This window comes from Actinophytocola sp., assembly GCF_050699915.1.
Classification (GTDB): domain Bacteria; phylum Actinomycetota; class Actinomycetes; order Mycobacteriales; family Pseudonocardiaceae; genus Actinophytocola.
In genome coordinates this window covers 1-11,312 of the sequence record NZ_JBOHGA010000201.1, presented here as the reverse complement: position 1 = coordinate 11,312, position 11,312 = coordinate 1, and the positions used below count along the sequence as shown (strand labels likewise).

The window sequence follows — 11,312 nt, the reverse complement described above, 5'->3', positions numbered from 1 at the left end:
GCTGCCCGCCTACCGCGCGCTCGCCGCCCGCACCGCCAGCCGCGCCGCGCACGCCGGGCTGCTGCGTCCCGACCTCGCCCCCGACGTCACCGCCGCGATCGAGCGCGGGCCCGGTGAGGAGCAGCCATGAGCGAGCTTGCGAGCGAATCAATGTCACAGGGCGACCGCGAGCGGCTCGACCGAGCCTGCGAGGGGGAGTCGTGAGCGTCCCCAGGTTCACGCCCGGCCAGCTGAACATCCACAGTGGACTGGACGATGTCGTCAAGATCAGCCGGGCGCTGCGCGGGTCGGGCCGCCGGCTCGCGCTCGTGCCGACCATGGGCGCGCTGCACGACGGCCACCGCCAGCTCATGCGCACCGCCCGCCGGCTGCCCAACGTCGTGCTGACCACGTCGATCTTCGTCAACCCGCTGCAGTTCGGGCCGAACGAGGACTTCGACCGCTACCCGCGCCCGCTCGAGGCCGACCTCGACATCTGCCGGCACGAGCGCGTCGAGCTCGTGTTCAACCCCGAGCGCGAGGCGATGTTTCCGCCCGAGGCGTGCACGACCGTCCACCCCGGACCGCTCGGCGACGAGCTCGAGGGCGCCTCGCGGCCGGGCCACTTCGCCGGCGTACTCACCGTCGTCGCCAAGCTGTTCAACATCGTCCGCCCCGACTTCGCCCTGTTCGGCGAGAAGGACTACCAGCAGCTCGTGCTGGTCCGGCGGATGGTGCGCGACCTCGACCTAGCGGTCAAGGTCATCGGCGTGCCGATCGTCCGCGACTCCGACGGCCTCGCGCGCTCGTCGCGCAACGCGTACCTCGACCCCGAGCAGCGGGCCGCGGCCGTGACGTTGTCCGCCGCGCTGACCGTCGGCAGCCGGATCAGCGCCGAGGGCGCGGACGCGGTGCTCGACGCCGCGCGCGGAGTGCTCGACAAGGAGTCCGGTGTGGACCTCGACTACCTCGAGCTGCGCGGCCGCGACCTGGGTCCGGTGCCCGCGAGCGGCGAGGCGCGGCTGCTGGTGGCCGCCCGGGTCGGCGGCACCCGCCTGATCGACAACGTCTCCGTGTTCCTCGGCGACCCGCGGCCGGAGGGCTGAGCCCGGTGCTGCTCGCAATCGACGTCGGCAACACCAACATCGCGCTGGGCCTGTACCAGGACGACGAGCTGGTACACGACTGGCGGATGCGCACCGACGCGCGGATGACCGCCGACGAGCTCGCGCTCACGATGCGCGGGCTGCTCGGCGAGCACGCCGACCGGATCACCGGGGTGTCGGCGCTGTCGACGGTGCCGGCGGTGCTGCGCGAGCTGCGGGTGATGCTGGGGCGGTACTACGGGGATGTGCCGCGGGTGATCGTCGAGCCGGGCGTGCGCACCGGTGTGCCGCTACTCGTGGACAACCCCAAGGAGGTCGGCGCGGACCGGGTGATCAACACGCTCGCCGCGCACTACCTGCACGAGACCGCGTGCGTGGTGGTCGACTTCGGCACGTCGACGAACATCGACGTGATCTCCGCGAAGGGCGAGTTCCTCGGCGGGGTGTTCGCGCCGGGCATCGAGATCTCGGTCGACGCGCTCGCCGCGCGCGCCGCCGCGCTGCGCAAGGTGGAGCTGGTCCGTCCGCGGTCGGTGATCGGGAAGAACACGGTGGAGTGCCTGCAGTCGGGCATCATCTACGGCTTCACCGGCCAGGTGGACGGCCTGGTCCGGCGCATCGTCGACGAACTGGACCGAACGACCCACGCCGGCGAGGTGACGGTCATCGCCACCGGCGGCCTGGCCCCCCTGGTAGTGGACGAGTCCGCGACGATCGTCGACCACCGCCCGGACCTGACGCTGCTGGGCCTGCGCCTGGTCTTCGACCGCAACGCCCGCTGAGGCCGCGGCATCCGTGGTTTCTTGGCGTCAGGCCGCGTGCCTGTGCCACGATGCGTGAGCACGTGAACGCGGCCTGGGGAGGCCGCCATGATGGGGGAGCACGACTCATGACGAATCCCGACAACGACCCGGCGCAGGTCTATGCGCTCGACTCGCCACACATGGAAGAGGCGATCGCCAGGTAACTCACTCCGGTCATCGGGGAGCTGACGGCGCTCGGCCGGGAGTACTCCTCGGCTCACGCCGAGGTCACCGGCGCGAGCGCCAGCGAGACGCCGGGGTGGTTCGGCGGCGAGGGCAGCGGTGTCGTGCGTGCGGCCACCGGCTCGTTCCTCGACGAGGTGGCCCGCCAGGTCGAGCTGTTGGCCACAGACCAGGGCGAGCTTGCCGCATCCTTGACGGGCTACCGCGCGAAACTGCAGAAACACATGAAGTGGGCGCGGGACAACGACGAGAAGCATGCCGATGGGTTTCGGCAGATGCACCGCGAGCTCGACGCGCGGGGGTGGTAGCCGTGGCGCTGCCACCCGGCCGCGAGCCGATCCCCGTGCAAGGCATCACCGCCGACTCCAACCCGCGGCTGGCGGAGGTGTCCGGCGAGCTGGCCGCATGGATCGACTACCTGCTGCACCCCGAGTCGCACGACGGCCCCCGCGTTTACCGGCCGACGGCCGCACAAGGGGACGAGGCAGGCGCGGACGTCGAGCTCCCATGGTCCGATGTGACCTTCGAGGACGAGGGTCGCTTCGCGACGATCTCGGTCCTCGAGGACTACATGTATGACACCAGCGTGTTTTTCACGGCCGCGCAGTCGGTCAGCGGCGTCCGGTCCGACGTGATGGAAACCGCCTTCGACAAGCTCACCCAGGGCGTTCTCACCTGGGACAAGGACGGCAGAGCGCACGCACCGGCGGAGCAGGACGGCGACGATGCCGGGAAGGGTGAGAAGGAGCGGCCGCCCCCGGCCACCAAGTACGCGGAGCTGTTCTCGGTGCGCAGCGACTGGGCGCAGATGCGCAAGACGTGGACGGCTCCGGAGGACAACCTCGCGCAGCAGTACGAGAGCGACTTTCTCGACTTCCAGCTGTACACGGAGAACGCCACCTACGTCATGGCCGAGCACCTGGTGCGCTACCGGGCCATCATGCACAGGGCAGGCGAGGATATCCTCGCGCTGATGGAGACGCTGGTGAAGCTGTGCCCCAGGGCGTCCACGGCCCCCGGGGCCACGGACCCGGGCGGCACCTCGCTCGATGTGTTCTCCATCGTCGTCACCGGGCTGGTCGTCGCGGCGACCACGGTCCTCACCGCGGGAGCCGGTGGCGTCACCGCCGCCGTGGTGCTCGGCAGTGCGGCGGTCGAGATGGCCGGCGAGGCCGTGAAGACCGCGGAGGAGAAGAAGGCTCCGAAACAACGGCTGCTGCTGGAGGACAAGATGTACCTTCGCGACGTCGTCCCCCAGTACCTGGACGGTGTCAACAAGATCGAACGCGACGTCGCCGAGGCGGTTCTGGACCTCCGCGACAACCTGCGTCGCGAGCTGGACGGGTTGCGGCAGACTCGGCAGTACCCCGTCAACGGCGTGGGTCCGGAGACGGGTGCCGTTCCGCAGATCGACGACTACAAGCTGATCACCTGACGGCCGGTTTGTACGGCGCGGTCAGGCGCCGGCCTTGATCGTGGTCAGCACGGCCCGCGCGACGTTCGTCGCCGTCGCGCAAGCGTCCAGCCCCCTTGTGTCGCCCCAATACAGGACCCAGAGGTTGACGAACGACGAGTCGCTGATCCCCGCATCGAGGGTGCACAGGGCCGGGCTGAGAATGGCAGTCTTCTTGGCGTAGAACACCGCCGGGTACCCGGCGATCTCAGTGGGTTTCCATCGTGGCCGTTGCCCGTTTGCGTGCTCCTCGTACCGGTAGCTCAGCCCGTTGGGAATGTCCGGGTGGTAGTTCACGTCCACGGACAGGTCGGTCGCCGGGTCGAGGCCGAGGTACCCCGCAGTGCCAATCGGACTGATCGAATCCTCTTCCCTCTCCCTCGTGGCCGGTGCCCAGTCCGAGGCTCTTGGGCTGGGTCGCGGTCAGGCTGGTGCAGGGCTTGTCGGCGAACGCCTCGGCGTCGAGGGGGTCCCTGACGACTGGTGACCGGGCTCGGTCAGCTGACGGACTTGATCGTGGACAGGACAGCCTGCGCGGCCTTGGTCGCCGCCGCGCAGGTGTCCGGCAAACGGTTGTGGCTCACGTAGAGGACCCAGATGTTGACGAGCGACGAGTCGCTGATCCCGACGTCGAGCCGACATTCGTACGGGCTGGGCACGGGGTCCTTGTCGCTGTAGAACACCGCCGGGTAACCGTCGACCTCGGTGGGCCTCCACTGTGGCCATTCACCGTCCGCGTGCTCCTCGTAGAGGTAGCTCAGACCGGTCGAGATGTTGGGGTAGTAGTTCACGGACACGGAGAGAGCCCTCGCCGAGCCGACACCGAGGTGTTTGCAGCTCCAGTCGGAGGTGTCGAAGTCCTCGCCGCGTCCCTCGTGTCCGGCGCCCAGTCGAAGGCTCTTGAGCTGGGTCGCGGTCAGGCTGGTGCAGGGCTCGTCAGCGAACGCCTCGGCGTCGAGAGGGTCGGTCACCCGAGGTGCCCCATGTGTCGGGAGTGCCGGGTTGCTCGTCGTGGTCGTGGTGGCGGGCGACGAGCGCGTGGTCGAGGTCGGTGGCGGTTGGGTCTGGGTGTCCCCGTCGCAGGCGACGACGAATGTCAGCACCGCCACGGCGGTAGCGGCGAGCAGGGCCTTTCGCGCGGCCATTGGTTCCCCCATTGCTAGGCGCGTTGTGTCGAGCGTACCGAGGCGGGTCACTCGCCGTCGGGGAACCGCGCGAGCCTCACTGTGACCGGCGGCCCCGTACCACGGTCGTGACCAGGGGTACGTCGAACTCGCCGGTTGCCGTCTCCGGGCGGGACCGCAGGTAGTCGCGGATCCGGCCCAGCAACGTCGCCCGCTTCTCCTCGCTCACCACCAGCGTGTGCGACTGCGTGCCGAGTGTCGCGACGAGCGAGTCGGCCGTGCGGCGCTGCGTGTGCGCGAAGACCTCCTTTTCGCCCGCCTCGAACCACCTGTCGTCGAACGTCGGCCAGTCGTCGGCCCACGTCCGCGGCGCGCTCGAGCGCGCCACCTTCGCCAGCCCGGCGACCCAGTCGACGCTGTCGTCCTCCGCGTTCCACAGCGCCGCCAGCACCCCACCCGGCCGCAGCACCCGCGCGATCTCCGCGAGCGCCGCCTCCCGGTCGAACCAGTGGAACGCCTGCCCGACGAACACGGCGTCGACCGAGGACGGTGGCAGCGGGATCTCCTCCGCCGTCCCGGGTTGCGCCCGCACGGACGGGAACCGGTCCGACAGCTGCGCCCGCATCTCCTCGTCCGGCTCGACGGCGGTGACCGGCAACCCGAGCGCGAGCAGCCCACCGGTCAGCTTCCCCGTCCCCGCCGCCAGATCGAGCACCCTCGACACCTCGCCGGCCGCCGCCGCGAGCCCCCACCGGATGCCGGCCGCGGGGTAGTCCGGCCGGTGCTCGGCGTAGTCGGCCGCGGTCGCCCCGAACGAGCGCGCACGCCTGTTCTTCAGCTCCTCGACGTCCATGTCCACAACGTAGCCCGCAGATACCCCTTCGCCTGGCCACGGCCTGTCTCCGTACCCTGTTCCGCGTGACCGACGAATCGCCACAGACACCGGCCGACGACCTTCCGGAGCAGCTGCGCATCCGGCGGGAGAAGCGGGCGCGGCTGTTGGCCGAGGGCGTCGATCCCTACCCGGTCGAACTGCCGAGGACCCACACGCTCGCCGAGATCCGCGCCGCGCATTCCGATTTGCCGTCGGACACCGCGACCGGTGATGTGGTGGGCGTCACCGGCCGGGTCATGTTCATGCGCAATACCGGCAAGCTGTGTTTCGCGACGCTACTCGACGGCGACGGAACCGAACTGCAGGCGATGCTGAGTCTCGCGAAGGTCGGCGAAGAGGCCCTTACCGCTTGGAAGGGCGATGTCGACCTCGGCGATCACGTATTCGTCCACGGTGAGGTAATCACGTCGCGGCGCGGTGAGCTGTCCGTACTAGCCGACGAGTGGCGAATGGCGGCCAAGTCGCTGCGCCCGCTGCCGGTGGCCCACAAGCAGCTCGGCGAGGAAACGCGTATTCGACAGCGCTATGTCGACCTGATCCTGCGCCCGGAGGCCCGCGATAACGTCCGGACGCGTGCCGGTGTGACACGCGCATTGCGGGACGGTTTCCACCGCCGCGGATTCATCGAGGTCGAGACCCCGATGCTCCAGACGATGCACGGCGGTGCCACCGCGCGGCCGTTCGTCACACACTCGAACGCGATGGACATGGATCTGTACCTGCGCATCGCGCCGGAGCTGTTCCTCAAGCGGTGTGTGGTCGGCGGAATCGACAAGGTCTTCGAGATCAATCGAAACTTTCGTAACGAGGGGATGGACTCCTCGCATTCGCCCGAGTTCGCGATGCTCGAGTTCTACGAGGCCTACGGCACCTACGACACCATGGCCGTGCTCACCCGTGAGCTGATCCAGGAGGCCGCCGAGGCGGTGTTCGGCGGCCTGGAGATCACGCTCGCGGACGGCGAGCCGTACGACCTGTCCGGCGAGTGGACCACGCTCACCATGTACGGCTCGGTGTCCGAGGCGCTCGGCGAGGAGATCACCCCGCAGACCACCGTCGAGCTGCTGCGCAAGCACGCGGCGGCCGCCGGGCTGGAGGTGGACCCCAAGCTCGGGCACGGGAAGCTCGTCGAGGAGCTGTTCGAGCACCTCGTCGGCGACCATCTGCACGTGCCGACGTTCGTGCGCGACTTCCCGGTCGAGACCTCCCCGCTGACCCGCCAGCACCGCACCACCCCCGGGGTCGCGGAGAAGTGGGACCTCTACGTCCGCGGCTTCGAGCTGGCCACCGGCTACTCCGAGCTGGTCGACGCCGTCGTCGAGCGCGAGCGGCTCGTCGAGCAGTCGAGCCTGGCGGCCGGCGGCGACGACGAGGCCATGCGGCTTGACGAGGACTTTCTGCGCGCCCTCGAGTACGGAATGCCGCCCAGCGGCGGGGTCGGAATGGGGATCGACCGGTTGCTGATGGCGCTGACGGGTCTCGGCATACGGGAGACGATCCTGTTTCCACTCGTGCGTCCAGAATGAGCACGACGCGACACGCGCGCCACTAATCTCACCCAACGATTTGCGTTAACCTCCTTAGTGGGAGTATTTATATCGGTGCTGACGCACGCACGTTCGGCCTCGTGTTTCAAACCTAGGAGGGCGCAGATGGCGCAGAAGGTCATGGTTACCCTGGTCGACGACCTTGACGGTACCGAAGCCGAGGAGACCGTCGAGTTCGGTTTGGATGGCGCGTTCTACGAGATCGACCTCTCCGAGGACAATGCGGAGCGGTTGCGGGAGGCTCTCCACGATTACGTGGAGCACGCTCGCCGCCAGGCCGGTGCCCGTAGGCGTGCGGCCGGACGAACTGGACCGGGTCGTGCGCCGCGCACTGCCTCCGCGGATCGCGAACAGAACCAGGCAATTCGTGAGTGGGCCCGCAAGCAGGGCATGAACGTCTCCGATCGGGGTCGAATCCCCAAGGAGGTCACCGACGCCTACAACGCGCAGGCCTGACCATTCGGCAAAAGCGCCGGCTCGGCTCACCGCGGATTCGCGGTCGAGTGAGAACCGGCGTTTTCGCTGTCTGAAACGCCGATCCAGATCGCGGTGAGCACGGTCGCCGCCCCGCCGGCCGCCATCACCACGCCCACCGGCACGACCTCCGCGGTGAGACCGAACACCGTCGGGCCGACGCCCTGCAGGGTCATCAGGCCGGTGGACACGAGGCCGAACGCCTGCCCTCTGACCAACGTCGGGATCGCGTCGCGGAACGGTCGCTGCACGCCGATCATGTAGCCGTACCCGAACCCGGAGACCACGAGCAGCCCGCCGAGCGCGATCGCACCGAGGTCGAGGGCGAAGCCGAGCAGCGGCAGGCCCAGGACCGCGACGAAGACCGGCACCAGGCGCTCGCGGACGGCCGGCGCGAGCAGTCGCGCGACGACGACGTCGCCGAGCATCATCCCGACCGGGACGCACGCGAGCAGCAGGCCCGCCGACCCGGCCGGGAACCCGCGCAGCGCCGCGAAGGGGACCAGCAGGCTCGCCGCACCGGTGACGAACGCGGGCGGCAGCCACATCACGAGCAGCAGCCGACGCACCGTGCGATCGGCCAGCAGCTCCCGGTTCACCTGCCAGGTGCGGCCCAGCAGCGACCGCGCGTCCGTGCCGCCCGGTGCCGGCAGGTCGGCGAGCAGCAGCCGGGTGCCGAGCGCCGCGACGAGGTGGCAGCCGGCGGTGATCAGCAGCGCGTGCTCCGCCCCGACCGCCGCGATCGCGAGGCCGCCGGCGGCCAGGCCGACCAGCTGCGCGGCCGAGGCGGCGAGGTGGAACAGGCTCCGACCGAGGACGAACGCGTCGCCGGAGAGCGTGTCCGCGGTGAGCTTGCCGGCCGCGCCGTTGAACACCGGCCCGAGGCAGCCGATCGTGCCGACCAGCACCAGGCACGCCCACACCGGCAGCCCGGCGAGGGCGAGCACAGCCGCGCCGACCGCCTCGAGCAGATAGCCGCCGGAGAGCAACGGGCGCGGCCGGACGAGGTCGGGCAGCGCGCCGATCGCCAGGCCGCCGAGCACCTGCGGCAGGAACGAGATGCCGAACGTGAGCGCGCCAAGGAACGCCGAGCCCGTCCGGTCGAACACGAGCACCGACAGGGCGACCGTGCGCAGCGTGTCGGCGCCGATCGCGAGCGCGCGGCACCAGAACAGGACCCGGAACACCGGTTCGGCCAGCACCTGCCGGAAGGTCGCTCGCTCGGTCATGGCGCAAGCCTCGCCGGGCGCGTCGTCCTGGCACCAACGATTCGTTCCAGGGCGTAAGGTCCGAGACGTGCTGCGGATCATCGTCCACCGGGATGACGTCCTGAACAGCCGGTTCGCCATCTCGCCGCTGTTCGAGCTGGACAACATCCTGCGCCGGCTGTCCGGACTCAGCCCGGCCCGGCTGCCGGCGGAGTGGTCGGCGCGGCTGCGCCCGGTGTTCCGCCGACTGCGCGCGACGACCCGGCTCGACGCGGTGCTGGCGCTGCAGACGAGGCGGTACGGCGCGGCGTTCATCGCACCGCCGCCGGCGAGCCTGGCCCAGACGATCGAGGCGGACATCGCCGCCGTTCGCGCCACGCCCCTGGAGCTCGCCCGCGCGGAGATCGCGAAGTGCCTGGGTGATGCCCCGCCACCCGGCGACGAGGCGTTGGCGATCCTGCGAGACCCGGCCGTGGTCGAGATCGTGGCGGAGACGCTGGAGGTGGTCTGGCACGACCTGCTCGGCGCCGACTGGCCTGCGGTGCGAGCCGTGTGCGAGCGCGATGTGATTCATCGGGCGGGTTCGCTGACCCGGGGCGGGTGGACGGCCGCGCTCGCGGGCCTGCACCGCAGGGTGAGCTGGCGGGATGGCCGGATCGATGTCACCCATCGTGCGGACCAGGACATCGACCTGGGTGGGCGTGGGCTGCTGCTCGTGCCGTCGGTGTTCGTGTGGCCGCAGGTGGCGGTGTACACGGATCCGCCGTGGCCGCATGCGCTGATCTACCCGGCCCGCGGCACGGTGGCGCTGCTGGAGCCGGACGAGGCGCCTCCGCCGGCTGCGCTGGCGGCGTTGCTGGGCCGCTCCCGCGCGCGGCTGCTGTCGTCGCTCGCGTCGCCGGCGAGCACGACTCAGCTGGCGGCAAGCCTGCGCCTGGCCCCGGGCGCGGTCGGCGACCACTTGTCGGTGCTGCGCCGAGCCGGACTGGTCAACCGTGCCCGTGCGGGCCGCTCGGTCCTCTACCACCGCACCCCACTGGGCGACGCCCTGACCAGCACCCCCGAAGACTGAACCTCCCACCGCACGCAGGCCCGATCACTCGCACCAACAACCATGGCCCGCACCCAAGCTCCAACGACCCGCGCACGCGCGCGCGTGCAGAACTCACCTACCCAACGCCCCCACCCTCTCCGGGGGCACCCCTCATGCCAGTCTACCGAGGAACACCGACGAAAACGGCTGGTCAGCCGCGCCTGTGGACAACTCGGCCGGCTGTGGACGATCAGGCGGAGGAGTTACTTCGGCATGACGCGGGGGCAGGTCGAGCATGTGCCCTTGCCCTGCTCGAGCAGGTAGTGGAAGCAGCAGCTCTCCCGCCGCCGCGTCCAGCCGCCGTTCTGTCGGCGAATCGTCGAACCAGAGGTCAGCGGGCCGAGTCGCGACGGGAGCAGCAGCGCCGCATCGAGGACGCCCGAACCCTCGTCGCCGCCGTAGCGGCCGGCCAGCAGCATCGAGTCGTCCAGGGCGTCGGTTGCCGCGGCCCACAGGGTGTGGCGGCCGAACCGGACGGTCGGCGCGAAGGCCGCGACGAACCGTGCGGCGTGCGCGGTGAACCGGGCCCGCAGCACCGCGGCGAGCGCCTGCTCGTCCGGTACGACCGTGGCCTCACGCAGCGACGCGGCCGGGTCGTCGGGCAGGCAGACGAAACGGCTGTCTAGCACCGCGATCGACTCGGGGTGGGGCCGCGGTCGAGCCGTTTGGAACGCGAGATGCTCCGCACGCAGGGACGGCACCCGCCGCTCGTGGTGGAAGAGCAGGGCCGCCAGATAGCCGGGCACCCCGAGATACCACGTCATGATGTGGCCGGCGGTGGTCCGCTCCGGCGCCTCGCCGTACCGCTCGTCCAGCCACTCGGCCAGCGAAGCGCGCCAGGATGCGAAGCCGTCCGCGTCGGAGAGTAGCCGGCCACAGTTCACCCAGCCGGCCTCATCCTCGGGCAGGCCGACCCGCAGCGACGTCCTGACCTGCTGCGACGATGCGCGGGCTACCGACGCGGCGAGGTCCTCTCGCCGGGAATCGGTCACGAGCCGTAGGCTCGCAGTGGTCCGCATGAGCGATCTCCGGACGGCCGTTGATGGTGAGGTTTGGCTTACCTTAGCGGTCTCCGTACAACCCGCGCGCGTCGGAGTGACCACCCGGACAGGTGGTGTTCGCGCACAGCGGACAGCCGCATTCAGGCGGCATTCAGCGGAATCCTCACCGGTTCCCGCACGTTGTCGAGTAGGACGACGACTACGTCGTTGCCGGAGCGCTGCGGATCCCCCAAGTGGCACTGAGAGCAACAGGCTGGGCGACTACAGTGGTCTTCACGGTGCTGGACCCGCCGGCATGACAGACAAATTTCGGTGGGCAAGGGCCGCCGGCGCAGCAGTCAGGAGTGCAGATGTTTGAGAGGTTCACCGACCGCGCGAGGCGGGTGGTTGTGCTGGCCCAAGAAGAGGCCAGGATGCTCAACCACAACTACATCGGCACCGAGCAC

13 protein-coding genes are annotated in these 11,312 nt (G+C 70.0%); 8 read left to right on the top strand and 5 right to left on the bottom strand.

Going from position 1 to position 11,312, the window contains the following annotated elements:
* The first annotated feature begins 200 nt into the window (after window positions 1–200).
* The 4 genes from panC to ACRDSK_RS26760 all read left to right on the top strand — a co-directional run bounded on the left by panC (window position 201) and on the right by ACRDSK_RS26760 (window position 3,506).
* Window positions 201–1,085, top strand: a complete 885-nt coding sequence (gene panC / locus ACRDSK_RS26775; RefSeq protein WP_431444072.1) for a pantoate--beta-alanine ligase — start codon at window positions 201–203, stop codon at window positions 1,083–1,085.
* A gap of 5 nt (window positions 1,086–1,090) precedes the next feature.
* A complete protein-coding gene (locus ACRDSK_RS26770; protein WP_431444070.1) occupies window positions 1,091–1,867 on the top strand; it encodes a type III pantothenate kinase in 777 nt (258 codons plus the stop codon).
* Between the two features lie 308 nt (window positions 1,868–2,175).
* A complete protein-coding gene (locus ACRDSK_RS26765) occupies window positions 2,176–2,379 on the top strand; it encodes a hypothetical protein (protein WP_431444069.1) in 204 nt (67 codons plus the stop codon).
* Between the two features lie 2 nt (window positions 2,380–2,381).
* Complete coding sequence (locus ACRDSK_RS26760; RefSeq protein ID WP_431444068.1) at window positions 2,382–3,506, top strand: hypothetical protein; 1,125 nt, start codon at window positions 2,382–2,384, stop codon at window positions 3,504–3,506.
* 21 nt (window positions 3,507–3,527) lie between these two features.
* Here ACRDSK_RS26760 and ACRDSK_RS26755 read toward each other — a convergent pair whose 3' ends face one another.
* From ACRDSK_RS26755 to ACRDSK_RS26745, 3 genes are all read right to left on the bottom strand, one after another.
* A complete protein-coding gene (locus ACRDSK_RS26755; RefSeq protein ID WP_431444067.1) occupies window positions 3,528–3,827 on the bottom strand; it encodes a DUF3558 family protein in 300 nt (99 codons plus the stop codon).
* Window positions 3,828–4,021: 194 nt separating this feature from the next.
* Window positions 4,022–4,669 carry a DUF3558 family protein gene (locus ACRDSK_RS26750; protein WP_431444066.1) on the bottom strand — a complete coding sequence of 216 codons (648 nt, stop codon included), beginning with the start codon at window positions 4,667–4,669 and terminating at the stop codon, window positions 4,022–4,024.
* Window positions 4,670–4,745: 76 nt separating this feature from the next.
* Window positions 4,746–5,501: a class I SAM-dependent methyltransferase gene (locus tag ACRDSK_RS26745; RefSeq protein ID WP_431444065.1), complete on the bottom strand. Its 756-nt coding sequence runs from the start codon at window positions 5,499–5,501 to the stop codon at window positions 4,746–4,748.
* 65 nt (window positions 5,502–5,566) lie between these two features.
* On the opposite strand from ACRDSK_RS26745, the gene lysS reads away from it, so the two are divergent.
* Window positions 5,567–7,069 (top strand): lysine--tRNA ligase, encoded by a 1,503-nt coding sequence (gene lysS / locus ACRDSK_RS26740; RefSeq protein ID WP_431444064.1) that lies wholly within the window; start codon window positions 5,567–5,569, stop codon window positions 7,067–7,069.
* Window positions 7,070–7,195: 126 nt separating this feature from the next.
* Window positions 7,196–7,546, top strand: a complete 351-nt coding sequence (locus ACRDSK_RS26735; protein ID WP_431444063.1) for a histone-like nucleoid-structuring protein Lsr2 — start codon at window positions 7,196–7,198, stop codon at window positions 7,544–7,546.
* Between the two features lie 26 nt (window positions 7,547–7,572).
* Here ACRDSK_RS26735 and ACRDSK_RS26730 read toward each other — a convergent pair whose 3' ends face one another.
* Window positions 7,573–8,793 (bottom strand): MFS transporter, encoded by a 1,221-nt coding sequence (locus ACRDSK_RS26730; RefSeq protein ID WP_431444062.1) that lies wholly within the window; start codon window positions 8,791–8,793, stop codon window positions 7,573–7,575.
* A gap of 67 nt (window positions 8,794–8,860) precedes the next feature.
* Here ACRDSK_RS26730 and ACRDSK_RS26725 point away from each other — a divergent pair, with 67 nt between their 5' ends.
* Entirely contained in the window at window positions 8,861–9,844 is a 984-nt protein-coding gene (locus tag ACRDSK_RS26725) for a DUF5937 family protein (protein WP_431444061.1), read from the top strand.
* A gap of 224 nt (window positions 9,845–10,068) precedes the next feature.
* On the opposite strand, the gene ACRDSK_RS26720 is transcribed toward ACRDSK_RS26725, so the two are convergent.
* On the bottom strand, window positions 10,069–10,884 hold the full coding sequence (locus tag ACRDSK_RS26720) for a (2Fe-2S)-binding protein (RefSeq protein WP_431444060.1): 816 nt from the start codon (window positions 10,882–10,884) through the stop codon (window positions 10,069–10,071).
* A gap of 332 nt (window positions 10,885–11,216) precedes the next feature.
* On the opposite strand from ACRDSK_RS26720, the gene ACRDSK_RS26715 reads away from it, so the two are divergent.
* Window positions 11,217–11,312: Clp protease N-terminal domain-containing protein (locus ACRDSK_RS26715; protein ID WP_131735922.1), on the top strand; the 96-nt coding region annotated here is incomplete at its 3' end.

Coding starts and splice junctions, on each gene's coding strand:
- ACRDSK_RS26750 (WP_431444066.1), bottom strand. CDS start 4,669: ATGGCCGCGCGAAAGGCCCTGCTCGCCGCTACCGCCGTGGCGGTGCTG.
- ACRDSK_RS26745 (WP_431444065.1), bottom strand. CDS start 5,501: ATGGACGTCGAGGAGCTGAAGAACAGGCGTGCGCGCTCGTTCGGGGCG.
- ACRDSK_RS26735 (WP_431444063.1), top strand. CDS start 7,196: ATGGCGCAGAAGGTCATGGTTACCCTGGTCGACGACCTTGACGGTACC.
- ACRDSK_RS26730 (WP_431444062.1), bottom strand. CDS start 8,793: ATGACCGAGCGAGCGACCTTCCGGCAGGTGCTGGCCGAACCGGTGTTC.
- ACRDSK_RS26720 (WP_431444060.1), bottom strand. CDS start 10,884: ATGCGGACCACTGCGAGCCTACGGCTCGTGACCGATTCCCGGCGAGAG.